The following is a 19,691-nucleotide window of genomic DNA, read 5'->3' on the forward strand; positions in this document are numbered from 1 at the left end:
GGTGACCAGCGCCAGCCCGGATCCGTCCGTCCCCGTCGTCCTGTCGGTGCTCGGCCGGCCGCCGACGGGGCGCCCGCCGGGCGTGCTGGCCGGCTGCGACGGCTCGGACGGCTCGCTCTGGGCGCTGGACCGGGCGATGACCGAGGCCGAGCGGTTCGGACTGCCGCTGTACGTGCTCGCGGTGGTCAACCCGGCCCCGGCCGGCTACCCGCCGGGGATGGCGGAGCTGGTCCAGGAGAGCGTCGAGACGCTGGTCGAGAGCATGGCCGACGGCCTGCGCCGGGCGGTGGCCGCGGTGCAGCGGGCCCGGAGCGGCCCGTACGAGGGGGCGCTCTCGCTGCACGTGGTGCTCGGCAACGTGATCGAGGTGCTGCTGGCCGCCTCGGCCCGGCAGCACACCCTGGTGGTCGGTACCCGGGGCAACGGCGGCTTCGACCGGCTGCTGCTGGGCTCGGTCAGCTCGGCGGCGGTCCACCACGCGGCCTGCCCGGTCCTGGTCGTCCCCGCGCCGCCCTTGCCCCAGCCGGTGGCTTCCTGAGGCGGCGCGCCCCTGAGCCGGCGCACGCCGGCCGGGGTCCGGACGCCGCGCGGTCGGCTGCCGGGAATGTCCCGAGATGGTTGACCGTTCACCCATCCGGAACACCGTCCGCCCCACCCCTGGAGAAACCCCCGCCATGAAGGTCGAGATCTACTCGGACATCGCCTGTCCCTGGTGCTACATCGGCAAGCGCCGCTTCGAGGAGGCGCTGGACGGCTTCGCGGGCAAGGAGGGCGTCGAGGTGGTCTACCGGCCGTACCAGCTGGTGCCGGACGCGCCGGCCACGGCGAGCCCGCACCGCGCGTGGCTGGCCGAGCGGTACGGCCCGCAGTCCGTCGCGATGGACGCCCGGGTGGCCGAGCTGGGCCGCGCCGAGGGGATCACCTACGACTTCGACGCCGCGCTGCACGCCAACACCTTCCTCGGCCACCGGCTGCTCCACCTCGCCGAGACCGAGTACGGCGCCGCCGCCCAGGGCCGGCTGAAGGAGGCGCTGCTCAAGGCGCACTTCACCGACGGTGTGGACGTCGGCGACCGCGCGGCGCTCACCGACGTCGCCGTCTCCGCCGGCCTGGACCGCGACCGGGTGGCCGCCTACCTGGCGGGCGACGAGGGCACCGCCGAGGTGCGGGCGCAGCTGGCCGAGGCCCGGGAGCTGGGCATCACCGCGGTGCCGACCTTCGTCTTCGAGGGCAAGTGGGCCGTGCAGGGCGGCCAGGAGGCCGAGACCTTCCGCAGGGTGCTGGAGCAGGTCGCCGCCGAGATCGGCGAGCGCCGCCCCGCGCCGGTGCCGGTCGCCCCGGCCGGCGAGGCCTGCGCGGACGGCGCCTGCGCGATCTGAGGCCGCACCCGCCGCGGGGCCTCCCGACGGCCCCGACGGCCCCGACGGGCGTTCGGGAAGCCCCCGGGGCCCGCTTCAGACGCACCTGAAGCGGGCCCCGGCCCAGTCCGCGATGTTCGGCGCCGACCAGCCGCCGTGCGCCGGGACGACCACCAGCCGCACCGACTTCTGCCCGTTCAGCGGGACGTGCACCGGCACCGCGTCGTCCCCCGCGGCCAGGACGGGCGACTTCCAGAGCGTGCGGCCGTCGGCGGCCTGCACGGCGAAGACCACGCCACCGGGCCAGGCGGTGATGTCGTCCACCCCGGCGACCGCGTCGAACGACGTGCACGCGCGGTTGAGGTCGACCACGGTGGCGGCCGGTGCGTGCACGGTGATGCCGTGGGCGTACCGGGTGCCGCCGATCCGGACGCTGTCGCGCTGCCAGAACCAGTCGCTGTCCTTCTGCCGGATGCTCGGACCCGGCGGTGGCACCCGGTTCCTGCCGGGCTTGACCACCGGCAGGTCGTCGGCCCAGAAGTCGGTCGGCGCGGGCGGCACGGTCGGCGTCGGCACCGGGGGCGCCGTCGGCGTCGGTACGACCGGCGGCTCCGGGGTGGGCACCGCGGGCACGGTGGGCGTCGGTACCACCGGGACCGGCACCGGGGTCGGCGTCGGTGCGGGCGCCGGCTTCGGCGGCGGGGTGGTGGCAGCCGGCGTCGGGGCCGGCGGGGCCGGCCGCGGGCTGCTCGGCGCGGGCCTCGGCGGCTCGGCCCTCGGGCTCGCCGCTGCCGGCACCGCTGCCGGTGCCGGCGGTGCCGGTGGCTTCGGCGAGGGGGACGGACCCGGCGGGGGCTCCTCGGCGGGCTCCGGCCGGGGGCTGCTCGGCGCGGGGCTCGGCGGCACCGGGGCCGGGACGGCCGCCGGCGGCGGGGCCGGGACGGCCGGGGCGGAGGCCGGGGGAGCGGCCAGCGCCGGCTTCGGGTCGGGCGAGCCGGTCAGCGCGTAGGCGGCGACGGCCGCCGTGGCCACCGCGACGGCGGCGGCGATCCCGGCCTTGGCCGCCACGCCGAGGCCTTCGCCGGCCAGCGCCGCGGCGCCGGCCCCGCCACCGCCCGCGGAGCCCGCCGCACCGCCGGCCGCGGTGGCCGCCGCCGTACCGACCGCCGCACCGCCGACCGCCGCGGCCCCGCCGACGGCGGCCGCGGCGGCGCCGGAGCCGCCCACGCCGACCCAGACCAGCACGCCGCCGGGCAGCAGCGCCCGCAGCCCGTGGTTGATCTCGGACAGCTCCAGGCAGGCGGCCGTGCACCGGTCGCACTCCTTCAGATGGCGCCCGACCTCCGCCGACGCCCGCTTGCGCAGCGAGCCGCGCGCGTACGCACCGAGCCGGTTGGCGTACCCCTCGCAGGTCCGCTCCTGGCTGCCCGAGACGTGCGCCTGGAGGAAGCCGGCGGCCAGCCGGTCGCGCGCCCGGTGCGCCTGCACGGCGGTGGCGTTGGCGGTCTTGCCGAGCATCACCGCGACGGTCTTGGGGGACTCCCGCTCGACCTCGGTGTGCCAGAGCACCACCCGGTCGTCCTCCGGGAGTTCGGCGTAGGCCTGCATCACCATGCGCTGGTCGGCCATCGCCATGGCCCAGGCGTCCGCGCCCGGGTCGGCCAGATCGAGGTCGACGGTGGCCGCCGAGGTCTGTGCGAACGAGCCGAAGTCGTCGACGAGTTGTTCGCGCCGCTCGCTGCGGGTCCAGGCCGCGGCGACGTTGCGCACGGCGGTCAGCAGGTAGGCGCGGACGGCGAACTCCGGCCCCTTGCCGGCCTTCAGCGCCTGCAGGGTACGGGCGAAGACCTCGCCCGCCAGGTCCTCGGCGGTGAAGCTGTCCCGGCAGCAGGTCCGCGCGTAGCGGCGCACCGAGTCGGCGTGCCGGCGGTAGACCTCCTCGTACGCGGTGTCGTCGCCGGCCCGGACCAGCGCCGTCAACTCGGCGTCGGAGGGCGGGCGCTCACCGTCCACCGGGTCGGCGGGGGCGGGCACGGTGGGTCGGGCGGGCCGGCGGCCGCCGACGAAGGCCTCGGGGGTGACGCCGCCCCGGCCGGCCGGCGCCTGGCCGGGGACGCGGCCCTGCGGGAGCGCGGCGGCGGAGGCCGAGAGGGTCTCGCGCCCGGGCATCCCGGCCTGGTCCGGCACCTGCCCGGTGGGCCCCGGGGGCGTCGACGGGGTGGGCAGCCCGCCGGGCACGAGGCCCGGTGAACCGGCGCCCGGACCCTGCGGCCCGCCGTCCGGCCCGCCCTGCCCGGAGCGGCCGAAGTCGAGGCCGTAGCCGTAGTCGTTCTGTTCCTCGGCGCTCACAACGGACCCCAGATTCCACGACAGCCCCCGTAGTGTGGCAGGGCGCGCGGGAGTGCGTAGGCGCACGATTCCCGGCGGTGCGGCGCCGACTGCGCGCGAACGGCGCGCAACGGGACATTGGCTCCAACCACGGGCAAAGGATGGCATAGCGCAGAGTGGGGCGGTAGCCGGACCGCCGTCACCCACTCTTCCGAGGGGCCGTCGGGGATGTGTTCGGCCCGACCGGCGCCCCGGTGGCGCGCAGCCCCGCGCCGGACGCACGACCGAAAGGGCGCATGCCGACGAGGCGCCCAACTCGCCCGCCGGCAGCGGCCGGAGGGAGCGGCCGACGGGAGCACGGCGCGCCGGAGTCAGCGCGCCCGGAGCCCGTCCAACAGGATCCGCAGCAGCCGGTCGGCCGGCGACTCGACGGGTTGACCGTCCGTCTGCCGCGCGCCCACCGAACCGAGTCGGCCACCCGTCGCACCCGCCCCGGCCGTCGCACCCGCCGCGGCCGGTTCGGGTGCGGTCCGTCCGGCGTGCACCGGCACCGAGGCCGTCAGCACCAGCACCACGTCCGACACCGTCACCCCGGTCCGCAGCTCACCGGCGGCACCCGCGCGGGCCACCAGCGCCGCCAGCAGCTGCAGCAGCAGCCGCGGGTCCGCGTCCGCCGCCGCCGGGTCGTCGTCCTGCGGCCCACCGCTGCGTGGCTCGATCCGACCGGCCGGGAGCGCACCGGGGAGTCCGCCCGGGATGCCACCTGCTCCGGCCGGATCGCCCGACCGCTGCTCGGGCACCCGGCCCAGCTCCTCCGCGTACCGGAACGCCTCCGGCGGCAGCAGCCGCCCGGCACCGGTCGACACCGCCCGCGCCAGGTACCCGGCCAGCGCCTCCCAGGCGCCGTCGCCGCCGTACAGCGACTCGCGCGCCTGCGCCGTCAGCCAGGCCACCTCCTCGGCGGCGATCCGCTGGACCAGCACCTCCTTGCTCGGGAAGCGCCGGTACACCGTGCCGACCCCGACCCCGGCCCGGCGCGCGACCTCCTCCATCGGCGCGCCGTAGCCGAACTCGCCGAACACCTCGCGGGCCGCCCGCAGCACGCTCTCCAGGTTCCGCCGGGCGTCCACCCGCAACCGGGAACCCGGCACCGCCGCACCTCCGACCTGCGACCCCTCGGCCCGGTACGGTACCCCGGCGTACGCGACGCCGGACTGCGCCGACGGCTCCGCCGGGCCGCGCTGCTCCGGAACCACGCCCTGGACGGCGCGCGGAGCGTCCGCCCGCCCCAACAGTCGATCCTGCTCCATCATCCCAACTCTCCCCCGCAGGCGCCCGTTCCCGGGCCCTGTCGTCGCCCGCCCCTGCACCCCCCGGTGCAGCTCCGCCTGTCAGAAATGACCCGATGACCCATCACTCGCGCCGGTTGCGCCGTGCCCGCCGGCTCGCCCTGCCCGGGAGACGCCCGGCCGTCCGTGCCCGGCCTACCGCGTCCGACCGGACCCGGCTGACCGCATACGCACGAGGACCGTCCGACCGGGCCTCGTCCGGGACTACCCTTCCCCGGAACACGGTCCCGCAGTCGGGTTCTCCCGCCAACGCTGGAACTGGCCGTAATGGCAGCTCCACGGTGCGTCGCCGCCGATTGACATGGCGGTGGCCGCGCCGAAACACAATCCGACCATAGTTCACCTCGGTTCGAGGCCGAAAGTGCGTCAGAAACCGTCCCCGCAAGCACATTCGGTCCCATCCGTCCACTCCGGCCCCATCCGCCCCGGCACGGACTGTGGACAAGAGGGCCCCCGGCGGTCCTTCATTGAGGGCTAGACGACGGCGGTGCGCCGGCGGCCGATGGCCGGCGGACGGCCAACATCGGCAGGAGGTGCGTCATCAGGATCCTGATCGTCGGGGGCGGCTGCGCCGGGATGTCCGCCGCGCTGCACCTCCAGCGCGGACTGCGGGAGCGGATCCGCAGCGGGGACGCGGAGATCACCGTGGTCGAGCCGCAGCCCTACCTGACGTACCACCCGCTGCTCGCCGAGGTCGCGGCCGGCTCGATCGACCCCCGCCACGTGGTCGTCCCGCTGCGCCGGGCCCTCCCGCACTGCCGGGTCCTCACCGCCAGGATCACCCGGATCGAGCACGCCACCCGCCGGGCCTGGGCCGACGCCGCCGGGCGCGGCGAACCGCCGGCCCCCGTCGAGCTCGACTACGACGTCCTGGTGGTCGCCCCCGGCTCGGTCTCCCGGACGGACCCCGTGCCCGGCCTCGCCGAGCACGGCCTCGGCTTCTCCACCGTCGCCGAGGCGGTCGGCCTGCGCAACCACGTCCTGGAACAGCTCGACCTCGCCTCCGCCACCCGCGACCCCGCCCTCCGCCAGGCCGCGCTGACCTTCGTCTTCGTCGGCGCCGGCTACGCGGGGGTCGGCGCGCTCGCCGAGCTGGAGGACATGGCCCGCCACGCGGTCCGCGGCTACCACAACGTCGGCCAGGACGACCTGCGCTGGGTGCTGGTCGAGGCCACCGACCGGATCCTCGCCGAGGAGTCCCCCGAGCTGGCCGCGCACACCCTGGCCCAACTGCGCGAACGCAGCGTCGACGTCCGACTGCGCACCACCCTTGAGTCGGCCGCCGGCCGGGTGGTGGCGCTCTCCGACGGCAGCCGGTTCGCCGCCCGCACGCTGGTCTGGACGGCCGGGGTGCGCCCGTCCCCGCTCCTGCGCGACACCGACCTGCCGCTGGACACGCTCGGCCGGATCCGCTGCCTGCCCACCCTCCAGGCCGTCGGCCCGGACGGCCGGCCGCTGCCCGGGGTCTGGGCCGCGGGGGACGGCGCCGCCGTGCCCGACCCGCACGCGGGCGGCGCACCCTGCACGCCCAACGCGCAGCACGCCTTCGACCAGGCCGAGCTGCTCGCGGCCAACCTGCTCGTCTCCCTGGACGGCGGCCCCCGGGCGGCCGGCATCGCCGAGTACCGGCCCGGGCGCGCCGCCTGCTCCACCTCGCTCGGCCTGGGCCGCGCGGTCGCCCACACCCGGCGCGGCGGGCGGCTCACCGGCCGGCGCGCCTGGTGGCTGCACCGGGCCCGGCACCTGCGCCGGTTGCCGAGCGGGGACCGGAAGGTGCGGGTGCTGATGGACTGGCTGCTCGGCGGGGTGTTCTCCCGCGAGGTGGTCTCGCTCGGGACGCTGGAGCACCCTCGGGCGGAGTTCGAAGCGGGGTTCGGGACCGGGCCGTCCCCGAGGAGCGGCCGCGGTGCCGGGCCGGAGGCGGGCTCCGGCCGGGGGGCCGCGGACGACCGTCCGACCTGAGGGCGCCCCCGGGCGCCCCACCGTGACCCACCCGACGGCCGCGCCGTGCGCGCGCGACTTCCGGAATCGGGCCTTCGCCTGACAGGATCTGCCCAACCGAATCATTACCCCGTGTGTCAGTGCGCACACAAAAAGTGATGATATGCATGGAACCCGAGGAAGCGGCCGTCGTTTGAACCTCATGCGCTGGAGCGCCCGGCTCACCGGAGTCCCTTGGCGTGCCGCCCCGTCCGGCGGGAGCGGCACCGACCAGGGCGTGCCCTCCGGCGACGTCGTGGTCCCCGGCCCCCGCGACCCCGCCACCCCGGCAGGCCCGACCGAGCTGCTCGACCCGCAGCGCCCCCAGGAGCTGCGCGAGGTGCTCAACCGCATCCCCGCCCCGGTCGCCGTCACCTACGGCCCGCTCCACCAGCTCGGCTACGCCAACCGCGCCTACCGCGAACTCTTCGGCGAGCGCCAGGCCGGCCTGCCCGCCTGCGACGCCCTGCCCGAGCTCGGCACCATGGGCGTGCTGCCGCTGATGGACCAGGTCATCCGCGGCGGCCGTCCGCGCAGCGTCAAGGCCCGCTGCATCCTCGGCCTCACCGGGAACCGCTACTACAACGTCTCCTGCGTCCCGCTCAGCCGACACGACCACCGCGCCGAGCCGGACGACACCGGCGACCACAAGGACGCACCCCCGGCCGGCGTCCTCATCTTCGCCGCCGAGGTCACCGACCAGGTCCTCGCCGCCACCCGCCTGCGCGAGGCCGAACGCCGCCAGCGCGAGGCCGCCGTCACCCTGCAGCGCAGCCTGCTCCCGCAGAAGCTCGACCAGCCCGCGGACCTCCGGGTCGCCGCCACCTACCAGCCCGGTGGCGCCGAGGCCGCCGTCGGCGGCGACTGGTACGACGTCATCGCCATCGACGGCGGCCGGACCGCCCTGGTCATCGGCGACGTCATGGGACGTGGACTGCGCGCCGCCGCGGTCATGGGGCAGCTCCGCACCGCCGTCCGCGCCTACGCCCGACTCGATCTCCCTCCGCACGAGGTGATGCGCTTGCTCGACGGCCTCGCCATGGAGATCGACGCCAACCAGATCGCCACCTGCAGCTACGCCGTCTGGGACCCGAAGCGCCGCACCCTCACGTACGCCTCGGCCGGCCACCTCCCGATGCTGCTGCGCTGCCCGGACGGCACCGTTCTGCGCAGTGAGGAGCAGAACGGGCCGCCGCTGGGCACCGGCGGCGGCGTCCACGTCTCGCACACCCTGCGCCTGCTCCCCGGAACCACCGGCGTCCTCTATACGGACGGCCTGGTGGAGCGGCGGGACGAGGACATCGACCAGGGCCTCGACCTGCTCGCCCGCACCCTCACCGGAGCGGTCGGCGCCCCCGAGGTGGTCTGCGCCCGGCTGCTGCGGGCCATGGGCGTCACCGCGGAGCACGACGACGACGTCGCCGTGCTCGCGTTCCAGCTGCCGGGGGAGCAGGCCGCCGACCCGGAGCAGGGACACCCGGCTCAGGAGCCGGCCGACGAGCCACGGCCGGGGGTTGACTCGCCCTCCCGAGAGGTCTAGTGTTCTTCGAGTTGCCTGACAGGGAGCACCGGACACGCATCTGCGCGGACGGTCCCGGGGCGGCCAATCCCTTGAAACACCACTCCTTCCCCTTCGGGCTGGATTGCGCTTTGTCGCGTTCCTGTTCGGGTCGGGGTCTATTCGGTGTGTGCGTTTATCGGGTTGCGGCCGGATTCGCCTTTCGGGGCGGGGATCGGCTAGAGTTTGAAACGTCGGACAGGGCGTCAAGCCCCAGAAGACACCGGCGAGTTGGATGAACGAAGCCCCGGAAACGGAGCGGAAAACATCTGATAAGCTGGAAACACGAAAGAACGAAGCGCCCGGAGGGCCGGTGTGAAAGCCGCCTGAAGGAAGCGTCCGTTCCTTGAGAACTCAACAGCGTGCCAAAAGTCAACGCCAGATATGTTGACATCCCCGGCCTCAGATTCTCTGGGGTTGGAGATTCCTTTTGAAATAACACAGCGAGGACGCAGTGCGCGGGGCCGCCCTATTCCGGTGGTTGCCGTGCCGCTCAACGCGAGTGTGCCGCCCGATTACGGGCAAGCATTCACGGAGAGTTTGATCCTGGCTCAGGACGAACGCTGGCGGCGTGCTTAACACATGCAAGTCGAACGGTGAAGCCCTTCGGGGTGGATCAGTGGCGAACGGGTGAGTAACACGTGGGCAATCTGCCCTGCACTCTGGGACAAGCCCTGGAAACGGGGTCTAATACCGGATATGACCTTCCTCCGCATGGGGGTTGGTGGAAAGCTCCGGCGGTGCAGGATGAGCCCGCGGCCTATCAGCTTGTTGGTGGGGTAATGGCCTACCAAGGCGACGACGGGTAGCCGGCCTGAGAGGGCGACCGGCCACACTGGGACTGAGACACGGCCCAGACTCCTACGGGAGGCAGCAGTGGGGAATATTGCACAATGGGCGAAAGCCTGATGCAGCGACGCCGCGTGAGGGATGACGGCCTTCGGGTTGTAAACCTCTTTCAGCAGGGAAGAAGCGCAAGTGACGGTACCTGCAGAAGAAGCACCGGCTAACTACGTGCCAGCAGCCGCGGTAATACGTAGGGTGCGAGCGTTGTCCGGAATTATTGGGCGTAAAGAGCTCGTAGGCGGCCTGTCGCGTCGGATGTGAAAGCCCGGGGCTTAACCCCGGGTCTGCATTCGATACGGGCAGGCTAGAGTGTGGTAGGGGAGATCGGAATTCCTGGTGTAGCGGTGAAATGCGCAGATATCAGGAGGAACACCGGTGGCGAAGGCGGATCTCTGGGCCATTACTGACGCTGAGGAGCGAAAGCGTGGGGAGCGAACAGGATTAGATACCCTGGTAGTCCACGCCGTAAACGTTGGGAACTAGGTGTTGGCGACATTCCACGTCGTCGGTGCCGCAGCTAACGCATTAAGTTCCCCGCCTGGGGAGTACGGCCGCAAGGCTAAAACTCAAAGGAATTGACGGGGGCCCGCACAAGCAGCGGAGCATGTGGCTTAATTCGACGCAACGCGAAGAACCTTACCAAGGCTTGACATATGCCGGAAACGTCTAGAGATAGGCGCCCCCTTGTGGTCGGTATACAGGTGGTGCATGGTTGTCGTCAGCTCGTGTCGTGAGATGTTGGGTTAAGTCCCGCAACGAGCGCAACCCTTGTTCTGTGTTGCCAGCATGCCTTTCGGGGTGATGGGGACTCACAGGAGACTGCCGGGGTCAACTCGGAGGAAGGTGGGGACGACGTCAAATCATCATGCCCCTTATGTCTTGGGCTGCACACGTGCTACAATGGTCGGTACAAAGGGCTGCGATGCCGCGAGGCGGAGCGAATCCCAAAAAGCCGGCCTCAGTTCGGATTGGGGTCTGCAACTCGACCCCATGAAGTTGGAGTTGCTAGTAATCGCAGATCAGCATGCTGCGGTGAATACGTTCCCGGGCCTTGTACACACCGCCCGTCACGTCACGAAAGTCGGTAACACCCGAAGCCGGTGGCCTAACCCGTAAGGGGAGGAGCCGTCGAAGGTGGGACCAGCGATTGGGACGAAGTCGTAACAAGGTAGCCGTACCGGAAGGTGCGGCTGGATCACCTCCTTTCTAAGGAGCACATAGCAGCTTCGGGCGAACGTCCCGGAGTGCTCGCTCATGGGTGGAACGTTGACTATTCGGCACATCAGGTAGGGCCTGTTAGTACTGCTTCGGCGTGGAACACAGAGCACCGTCTGGTGTGTCGGGCACGTTGTTGGGTCCTGAGGGAACGGAAGTTGCCTCATGGATGCCGGTCTCACTGAAGAGGTGCCTTCGGGTGTCTTGGAGGTGGGTGACTGGTCGTTGTTTGAGAACTGCACAGTGGACGCGAGCATCTGTGGCCAAGTTTTTAAGGGCGCACGGTGGATGCCTTGGCACCAGGAACCGATGAAGGACGTGGGAGGCCACGATAGGCCCCGGGGAGCTGTCAACCGAGCTTTGATCCGGGGGTGTCCGAATGGGGAAACCCGGCAGTCGTCATGGGCTGTCACCCGCTGCTGAACACATAGGCAGTGTGGAGGGAACGCGGGGAAGTGAAACATCTCAGTACCCGCAGGAAGAGAAAACAACCGTGATTCCGGGAGTAGTGGCGAGCGAAACCGGATGAGGCTAAACCCAAGTGGTGTGAGACCCGGCAGGGGTTGCCGCTTGGGGGTTGTGGGAATGAGCTTCAGTCGTCTGCCGGCGGCTGGGCGAGTCAGAAACCGTATGGATAGTCGAAGGACATGCGAAAGGTCCGGCGTAGAGGGTAAGACCCCGTAGGCGAAATCTGTACGGCTTGCTTGCTCATCTCCCAAGTAGCACGGGGCCCGAGAAATCCCGTGTGAATCTGGCGGGACCACCCGCTAAGCCTAAATATTCCCTGGTGACCGATAGCGGATAGTACCGTGAGGGAATGGTGAAAAGTACCGCGGGAGCGGAGTGAAATAGTACCTGAAACCGTGTGCCTACAAGCCGTGGGAGCGTCGTCAGTGGGCTTGCCTGCTGGCCGTGACTGCGTGCCTTTTGAAGAATGAGCCTGCGAGTTTGCGGTGTGTAGCGAGGTTAACCCGTGTGGGGTAGCCGTAGCGAAAGCGAGTCCGAATAGGGCGTTTGAGTTGCATGCCCAAGACCCGAAGCGGAGTGATCTAGCCATGGGCAGGTTGAAGCGCGGGTAAGACCGTGTGGAGGACCGAACCCACCAGGGTTGAAAACCTGGGGGATGACCTGTGGTTAGGGGTGAAAGGCCAATCAAACTCCGTGATAGCTGGTTCTCCCCGAAATGCATTTAGGTGCAGCGTCACGTGTTTCTTGCCGGAGGTAGAGCACTGGATAGGCGATGGGCCTCACCGGGTTACTGACCTTAGCCAAACTCCGAATGCCGGTAAGTGAGAGCGTGGCAGTGAGACTGTGGGGGATAAGCTCCATGGTCGAGAGGGAAACAGCCCAGAACACCGACTAAGGTCCCTAAGCGTGTGCTAAGTGGGAAAGGATGTGGAGTCGCAGAGACAACCAGGAGGTTGGCTTAGAAGCAGCCACCCTTGAAAGAGTGCGTAATAGCTCACTGGTCAAGTGATTCCGCGCCGACAATGTAGCGGGGCTCAAGCACACCACCGAAGTCGTGTCATTGCAGCATGAAGGGCCAACGCCTGCTGTGATGGGTAGGGGAGCGTCGTGTGCCGGGTGAAGCGGCGGTGGAAACCAGTCGTGGACGGTATACGAGTGAGAATGCAGGCATGAGTAGCGATACAAGAGTGGGAAACTCTTGCGCCGATTGACCAAGGGTTCCTGGGTCAAGCTGATCTGCCCAGGGTAAGTCGGGACCTAAGGCGAGGCCGACAGGCGTAGTCGATGGACAACGGGTTGATATTCCCGTACCCGCTTTGAAGCGCCAACGCTGAACCTCTTGATGCTAAGCCCGTGAAGCCGGCCCGGAGTCTTCGGACAAAGGGACGTGGTGGAGCCGGTGACCCAACGGGGTAGTAGGTGAGCGATGGGGTGACGCAGGAAGGTAGTCCAGCCCGGGCGGTGGTTGTCCCGGGGTAAGGGTGTAGGCCGTGAGGTAGGCAAATCCGCCTCACATTAAGGCTGAGACCTGATGCCGAGCCGATTGTGGTGAAGTGGATGATCCTATGCTGTCGAGAAAAGCCTCTAGCGAGTTTCATGGCGGCCCGTACCCCAAACCGACTCAGGTGGTCAGGTAGAGAATACCGAGGCGTTCGGGTGAACTATGGTTAAGGAACTCGGCAAAATGCCCCCGTAACTTCGGGAGAAGGGGGCCATTCCTGGTGACGAGTCTTGCACTCCGAGCTGGGGGTGGCCGCAGAGACCAGCGAGAAGCGACTGTTTACTAAAAACACAGGTCCGTGCGAAGCCGTAAGGCGATGTATACGGACTGACGCCTGCCCGGTGCTGGAACGTTAAGGGGACCGGTTAGCTCCATTTCGGTGGGGCGAAGCTGAGAACTTAAGCGCCAGTAAACGGCGGTGGTAACTATAACCATCCTAAGGTAGCGAAATTCCTTGTCGGGTAAGTTCCGACCTGCACGAATGGCGTAACGACTTCTCGACTGTCTCAACCATAGGCCCGGTGAAATTGCATTACGAGTAAAGATGCTCGTTTCGCGCAGCAGGACGGAAAGACCCCGGGACCTTTACTATAGCTTGATATTGGTGTTCGGTTCGGCTTGTGTAGGATAGGTGGGAGACTTTGAAGCAGCAACGCCAGTTGTTGTGGAGTCGTCGTTGAAATACCACTCTGGTCGTGCTGGATGTCTAACCTGGGTCCGTGATCCGGATCAGGGACAGTGTCTGGTGGGTAGTTTAACTGGGGCGGTTGCCTCCTAAAGGGTAACGGAGGCGCCCAAAGGTTCCCTCAGCCTGGTTGGCAATCAGGTGTTGAGTGTAAGTGCACAAGGGAGCTTGACTGTGAGACTGACGGGTCGAGCAGGTACGAAAGTAGGGACTAGTGATCCGGCGGTGGCTTGTGGAAGCGCCGTCGCTCAACGGATAAAAGGTACCCCGGGGATAACAGGCTGATCTTCCCCAAGAGTCCATATCGACGGGATGGTTTGGCACCTCGATGTCGGCTCGTCGCATCCTGGGGCTGGAGTAGGTCCCAAGGGTTGGGCTGTTCGCCCATTAAAGCGGTACGCGAGCTGGGTTTAGAACGTCGTGAGACAGTTCGGTCCCTATCCGCTGTGCGCGTAGGAGTGTTGAGAAGGGCTGTCCCTAGTACGAGAGGACCGGGACGGACGAACCTCTGGTGTGCCAGTTGTTCTGCCAAGGGCATGGCTGGTTGGCTACGTTCGGGAGGGATAACCGCTGAAAGCATCTAAGCGGGAAGCCTGCTTCGAGATGAGCACTCCCACCTCCTTGAGAGGGTAAGGCTCCCAGTAGACGACTGGGTTGATAGGCCGGATATGGAAGCCCTGTGAGGGGTGGAGTTGACCGGTACTAATAGGCCGAGGGCTTGTCCTCAGTTGCTCGCGTCCACTGTGTTGTTCTGAAACAACGACCCCCACCGCTCTGCGGGTGGGCGGCAGATAGTTTCATAGTGTTTCGGTGGTCATAGCGTGAGGGAAACGCCCGGTTACATTCCGAACCCGGAAGCTAAGCCTCACAGCGCCGATGGTACTGCAGGGGGGACCCTGTGGGAGAGTAGGACGCCGCCGAACAATTCTTCTGAAGAACCCCCGATCCATTCATGGATCGGGGGTTCTTTGCGTTTCCGGTGACGTATCGTCAGGACATGGACGAACAGCAGGAGCAGCGGTTCTACAACGGCACGCCGGCGACCGACGAGGGGGCCGTGGTCGCGAACGAGGTGCTGCGGCCCGAACAGCGTGACGGTGCGCTGCGCGTGCTGGCCCACGCCCAGGAGACGGACGGCCGGGCGGCGGTCTCCGAGCAGGGACGGCTCAGGCTGCGTTCGGCCGAGGACGGCCGGCCCGGCGTGGTGCACTTCGTGCAGGGCCCGCGGGCCGATGTCGGCTACGGCCAGCTGGAGGTGCCGCAGGGCGCCGCCGCGGGGAACCCCGCCGCCGAACTGGTGGTGGCTCCGGGGGCACGCGGCCGCGGCCACGGCCGTCCCCTGGTCGACGCGGTGCTGGCCGAGGCGCACCGGGCGGGCCGCGACCACGTGGACTTCTGGGTGCACGGCGGTCATCCCGCGGCCCGGCACCTGGCCGAGCAGTACGGCGCCGAGCTGGTCCGCGAACTGCGGCAGATGCGGCGGACCGGACCGCAGACCGAGGAGGTCTCCCTGCCGGACGGCGTCGAGCTGCGGACCTTCCGGCCCGGTGAGGACGACGCCGAGTGGCTGCGGCTGAACGCCCTGGCCTTCGCCCACCACCCCGAGCAGGGGGCCTGGACCGAGCGGGACCTCGCCGACCGGCTGGCCGAGCCGTGGTTCGACCCGGCGGGCTTCTTCCTCGCCACCCGTGACGACAAGGTGGTCGGCTTCCACTGGACGAAGATGCATCCGGCGACCGCCACCGAGCCCGCCCTCGGCGAGGTGTACGTCGTCGGTGTGGACCCGGCGGAGCAGGGCAGTGGCCTCGGCCGTGCGCTCACCGCGGCGGGTCTGCGTCACCTGACCGGCGGCGACCCGGGCGAGCGCGGTCTGGCGACCGTACTTCTGTACGTCGACGCCGACAATGCGGCAGCCGTGCGGGTATATGAACGACTGGGGTTCGCCATCCACGAGGTGGACCTCATGTACCGCGCCGCGTACCGAGGCGGTCGGTAGGCCTGACCGGGCCACGAGCCGGCCACGAGCCGGCCACAGAGCCGCCACGGGCCGGGGCCGGGTCCGAGCCCGCGCCGAGGCCGTGCCAGGACCCGGGTGACAGCCCGGGAGACAGCCGGGCGGGCGCCCGGGGCCATAGCGGAGGAACGGGTCCCGGGCAATTGGTGGGTCGTACGGCCCCGGCCCCGACCGACTCAGCTTTCCTCCTGGCCATGCGGTGTTTACCGTGGATTCAATTGCTGCCGCGAAGATCACAGGATGAAGTCCGTAGTGTCTCGCTCGTGCAGCACCGGCCGACATTCACCGGCCGGTGCTGTAGCGACCGCGCCGGGTGGGTGGGCGCTGGTACCGGGCGAGGGCGACGGCCCGTTGAGTCTTTCGCGACCGGACGCCGTCCCGCTGGAGGAGCTGGAGCCCATGAGCATCCCCCGCCCCGTCCCTGCCCCGCTGTCCCCGCCGGCCCGGATGTCGAGTGCGCTGGGGATACCGCCGGAGCTGCCGGCCGCCGACGGCAAGGACTTCGAGGAGCTGCCCCAGGGCCGCTTCCTGGACCGCGAGCGCAGCTGGCTCGCCTTCAACGAGCGCGTCCTGGAGCTGGCCGAGGACCCGTCCATCCCGCTGCTGGAGCGGGCCAAGTTCCTGGCGATCTTCGCCAGCAACCTGGACGAGTTCTTCATGGTCCGGGTGGCCGGCCTGAAGCGCCGGATCGCCACCGGCGTGGCCCAGCGCAGTGCCTCGGGCCTGCAGCCGCGCGAGGTGCTCGACCTGATCTGGACGAGGTCCCGCGAGCTGATGGCGCGGCACGCCGCCGCCTTCCAGCAGGAGGTCCTGCCGGACCTCGCCGCCGAGGGCATCGAGGTGGCCCGCTGGGCCGAGCTCGCGGAGAAGGAGCAGGCCCGCCTGCACACGCTCTTCCGGCAGAAGATCTTCCCGGTGCTCACCCCGCTCGCGGTGGACCCGGCCCACCCCTTCCCGTACATATCGGGACTCTCCCTCAACCTCGCGGTCGTCGTGCGCAACCCGGTGTCCGGGCACAAGCACTTCGCCCGCGTGAAGGTCCCGCAGTCCCTCGCGCGCTTCCTGGAGGCCTCCCCGCAGCGGTACGTGCCGCTGGAGGACGTCATGGGCGCGCACCTGGAGGAGCTGTTCCCGGGGATGGAGGTGCTCGCCCACCACGCCTTCCGGGTGACCCGCAACGAGGACCTGGAGGTCGAGGAGGACGACACCGAGAACATCCTCAAGGCGCTGGAGAAGGAGCTGATGCGGCGGCGCTTCGGCCCGCCGGTCCGCCTGGAGGTCGAGGAGTCGATCGACCCCTACATCCTGGACCTGCTGGTGCGGGAGCTGAACATCACCGAGGCGGAGGTCTTCCCGCTGCCCGGTCCGCTCGACCTCACCGGTCTGTTCGGCATCGCCGACCTGGACCGGCCGGAGCTGAAGTACCCGAAGTTCGTGGCGGGGACGGCCCGCGGCCTGACCGACGTCGAGTCGGCCTCGCAGCCGGACATCTTCGCCGCGATGCGCGAGCGGGACGTGCTGCTGCACCACCCGTACGACAGCTTCTCCACCTCGGTGCAGGCCTTCCTGGAGCAGGCCGCGGCCGACCCTGACGTGCTGGCGATCAAGCAGACGCTGTACCGGACCTCCGGTGACTCGCCGATCGTGGACGCGCTGATCGACGCGGCGGAGTCCGGCAAGCAGGTGCTCGTCCTGGTCGAGATCAAGGCGCGCTTCGACGAGCAGGCGAACATCAAGTGGGCCCGCAAGCTGGAGGAGGCCGGCTGCCACGTGGTCTACGGCCTGGTGGGCCTGAAGACGCACTGCAAGCTGTCGCTGGTGGTGCGCCAGGAGGGCGACACCCTGCGCCGCTACTCGCACGTGGGCACCGGCAACTACCACCCGAAGACGGCCCGGCTCTACGAGGACCTCGGCCTGCTGACCACGGACCCGCAGGTCGGGGCCGACCTCTCGGACCTCTTCAACCGGCTCTCCGGCTACTCGCGCCGCGAGTCCTACCGCCGCCTGCTGACCGCGCCGCGCGGCCTGCGGGACGGGCTGATCTCGCGGATCCACAACGAGATCGCCCACCACAAGGAGGGCCGCCCGGCCTTCGTGAAGCTCAAGGTCAACTCCATCGTCGACGAGGCGGTCATCGACGCGCTCTACCGGGCCTCCCAGGCGGGGGTGCCGGTGGACGTCTGGGTGCGCGGGATCTGCGCGATCCGCCCGGGCGTGCCGGGGCTCAGCGAGAACGTCCGGGTCCGCAGCATCCTGGGGCGGTTCCTGGAGCACTCGCGGATCTTCGTGTTCGGCAACAACGGCGATCCGGAGGTCTGGATCGGCAGCGCGGACATGATGCACCGGAACCTGGACCGCCGGATCGAGGCGCTGCTGCGGATCACCGACCAGGCACACCGGGCGGAGCTGTCCGGGCTGATCGACCTCGGGGTGTCGGACGAGACCGAGTCCTGGCACCTGGGGCCGGACGGCACCTGGACCCGTCATGCCCAGGACACCGAGGGCAAGCCGCTGCGGCACGTCCAGGACCTGCTCATCGACTCGCGCCAGCGCCGCCGGGCGGCCGCCGCCCGGTGACCGTGCGTCGCCGCCACGACGCACGGACGCGACCCACCGACGTGAGCCACTGATGCCGACGCGAGCCACCGATGCGAGCCGCTGAGCGGTCGGGACCCGCCACAGCGGTCGGCCACCAGCCCCGGGGGACGGCCCCGGGGGAACGGGGATCTACCTAGCCATGACCGATGCGCCGATGACGGCCCAGGCGGCCTCCACCGCGACCGCCGGGGACATCCTCTCCAGCCATCTCACCGCGCAGGCGGGCGCGTTCCTCCGCGCCCTGCCGACGGCGGTGGGCGAGGTCGGCGCGAGACCGGGGACGGCGGCCGTGCCGTCCGCCGGGACGGCCGACCTGCTGCGGGCGGTGCGGCGGATCGGCGGGCTGCTGCACACCTTCGGTGCGACGTTCGAGCAGTCCTGGGCGCAGGAGTCGCGCACCGAGCTGCGCTGGCTGCTGAACCTGCTGGCGCTGGAGCCGGGGTACGTCCGCCGGTCGGCCCGGCTGCTGGGGGCGCTGGACGCGCTCGCCGGCACGGAGGCGGACGGGCCGGGGATGCTGGCCGGGCACGCGGGGGCGCCGAAGGCGCGGGCGCTGCTCGACCGCCAGCTGACCCTGGCCCGGACCAGGGCCCACTCGACCGTCCTGCAGGAGCTCCGCTCCGCGCGGCTGCACGCGCTGGCGGACCGGATGACCCTGCTGGTGGCGGAGGCGCCGCTGCTGGACGCGGCGGCCGGCCGGGCCGGGGCGGTGCTGCTGCCGCAGGCCGCGGCGGCGTTCACCGCGCTGACCGCCAGCACCCAGCAGCTGCCGCTGCAGCGCGCCGCCACGCCGTACGGCGGGGACGGGCTGCGCCGGCTCGGTTCGGTGCCGACGGCCCGCGGCTCGATGGACGCGGACACGGCGCTGGCGGCGGACGACGCCCCGTGGCACCGGGTGCGGATCCTGGTGAAGCGGGCCCGGTACGCGCTGGAGGTGTGCAGCCGGCCGGCCGCCGAGCTGGACGAGCTGGACGAGGTGCTGGCGCGGCACCAGGACGCCTCGGACGCGGCGGTCACCGCGGCCACCGCGGCACGGACGCCCAGGATCACACCCGCGACCGCGTACGTGCTCGGGGTGGTGCATGCTGATCAACGACTGGAGGTGGAGGCGGCCCGGTACGCCTTCGGCCGCCAGTGGCCCGAGCTCCCGCCAGGCCTGGACGGCTGGCTGGAGATCCCCCCGGCCGAGGGCTGGGGGCACACCCCCGCACCCCGGATGGCATGAGTTGCGCAACCGCCTGAGCACCGAGCAGGCCGAGGGTCCCGCCCGGACCCGTTCCACCGCTTCGCGGGACACCCCGGCGTCCGCCGGTCGGGCGCCGGTGATCCTCGCGGCGGGTGCGGTGCTCTGGTTGCCGGGGCGGCCGAAGAAGAGCGGTCGGCTGGGTCGGCCGCGGATCGCGGTGATCCACCGGCCCAAGTACGACGACTGGAGCCTGCCGAAGGGCAAGCTCGACCCGGGGGAGGGCGTGGTCGAGGCGGCGCTGCGCGAGGTGTGGGAGGAGACCGGCTTCTCCTGCGTGCTGGGGGCGGAGCTGCCGACCCAGCACTACCTGGCGCAGGGGCGGCCGAAGGAGGTCCGGTACTGGGCGGCGGTGCCGGGGGCGGGGGCGTTCCGGCCGAGCCGGGAGGTGGACCGGCTGGAGTGGCTGCCGGCAGGCAAGGCCCGGGCCCGGCTGACGCACGAGCGGGACCGGGTGCTGGTGGACGCGCTGCTGGAGCTGTTGGGCGCCCGCCCGGTGCGGTAGCGCCGTGCGGCCGTTGCGCAGTTCCGTCCTTGGGCCGTGCCGT

The 19,691-nt window shown here is 70.4% G+C and carries 9 protein-coding genes, 3 rRNA genes and 1 pseudogene; 11 read left to right on the forward strand and 2 right to left on the reverse strand.

Features of this window, described 5'->3' with window-relative positions:
• Nucleotide 1: 1 nt before the first annotated feature.
• Complete coding sequence (locus tag RMN57_RS21730) at nt 2-538, forward strand: universal stress protein (protein WP_313765017.1); 537 nt, start codon at nt 2-4, stop codon at nt 536-538.
• 76 nt (nt 539-614) lie between these two features.
• Nucleotides 615-1,379 carry a DsbA family oxidoreductase gene (locus tag RMN57_RS21735; RefSeq protein ID WP_313765018.1) on the forward strand — a complete coding sequence of 255 codons (765 nt, stop codon included), beginning with the start codon at nt 615-617 and terminating at the stop codon, nt 1,377-1,379.
• Between the two features lie 75 nt (nt 1,380-1,454).
• On the opposite strand, the gene RMN57_RS21740 is transcribed toward RMN57_RS21735, so the two are convergent.
• Nucleotides 1,455-3,707, reverse strand: coding sequence for a sigma-70 family RNA polymerase sigma factor (locus tag RMN57_RS21740; protein WP_313765019.1), 2,253 nt, complete (start codon nt 3,705-3,707; stop codon nt 1,455-1,457).
• Nucleotides 3,708-4,057: 350 nt separating this feature from the next.
• Nucleotides 4,058-4,999, reverse strand: a complete 942-nt coding sequence (locus RMN57_RS21745) for a helix-turn-helix domain-containing protein (RefSeq protein WP_313765020.1) — start codon at nt 4,997-4,999, stop codon at nt 4,058-4,060.
• 612 nt (nt 5,000-5,611) lie between these two features.
• Here RMN57_RS21745 and RMN57_RS21750 point away from each other — a divergent pair.
• The 9 genes and pseudogenes from RMN57_RS21750 (at nt 5,612) to RMN57_RS21790 (ending at nt 19,648) form a co-directional block, all read left to right on the forward strand.
• On the forward strand, nt 5,612-6,997 hold the full coding sequence (locus RMN57_RS21750; protein ID WP_380237481.1) for an NAD(P)/FAD-dependent oxidoreductase: 1,386 nt from the start codon (nt 5,612-5,614) through the stop codon (nt 6,995-6,997).
• Between the two features lie 172 nt (nt 6,998-7,169).
• Nucleotides 7,170-8,483 (forward strand): annotated as a pseudogene (locus RMN57_RS21755) (PP2C family protein-serine/threonine phosphatase); the annotation flags it as partial.
• A gap of 618 nt (nt 8,484-9,101) precedes the next feature.
• Nucleotides 9,102-10,625 (forward strand): 16S ribosomal RNA (locus tag RMN57_RS21760).
• Between the two features lie 270 nt (nt 10,626-10,895).
• Nucleotides 10,896-14,014: ribosomal RNA gene (locus RMN57_RS21765) — 23S ribosomal RNA — on the forward strand.
• An 80-nt stretch (nt 14,015-14,094) separates the two neighbouring features.
• Nucleotides 14,095-14,211: ribosomal RNA gene (gene rrf, locus RMN57_RS21770) — 5S ribosomal RNA — on the forward strand.
• Together the 16S, 23S and 5S rRNA genes form the textbook arrangement of a ribosomal RNA operon.
• 74 nt (nt 14,212-14,285) lie before the next feature.
• Entirely contained in the window at nt 14,286-15,284 is a 999-nt protein-coding gene (mshD, locus tag RMN57_RS21775) for a mycothiol synthase (protein WP_313765021.1), read from the forward strand.
• Nucleotides 15,285-15,701: 417 nt separating this feature from the next.
• Nucleotides 15,702-17,879 (forward strand): RNA degradosome polyphosphate kinase, encoded by a 2,178-nt coding sequence (locus tag RMN57_RS21780; RefSeq protein WP_313765022.1) that lies wholly within the window; start codon nt 15,702-15,704, stop codon nt 17,877-17,879.
• Nucleotides 17,880-18,039: 160 nt separating this feature from the next.
• Nucleotides 18,040-19,125, forward strand: coding sequence for a CHAD domain-containing protein (locus RMN57_RS21785; protein ID WP_313765023.1), 1,086 nt, complete (start codon nt 18,040-18,042; stop codon nt 19,123-19,125).
• Nucleotides 19,126-19,222: 97 nt separating this feature from the next.
• Nucleotides 19,223-19,648, forward strand: coding sequence for an NUDIX hydrolase (locus RMN57_RS21790; protein WP_380237734.1), 426 nt, complete (start codon nt 19,223-19,225; stop codon nt 19,646-19,648).
• The last annotated feature ends 43 nt before the right edge of the window (nt 19,649-19,691 follow it).

The sequence above is a fragment of the Kitasatospora sp. CM 4170 genome (assembly GCF_032110285.1).
In the GTDB taxonomy this organism is placed as follows: Bacteria; Actinomycetota; Actinomycetes; order Streptomycetales; family Streptomycetaceae; genus Kitasatospora; species Kitasatospora aburaviensis.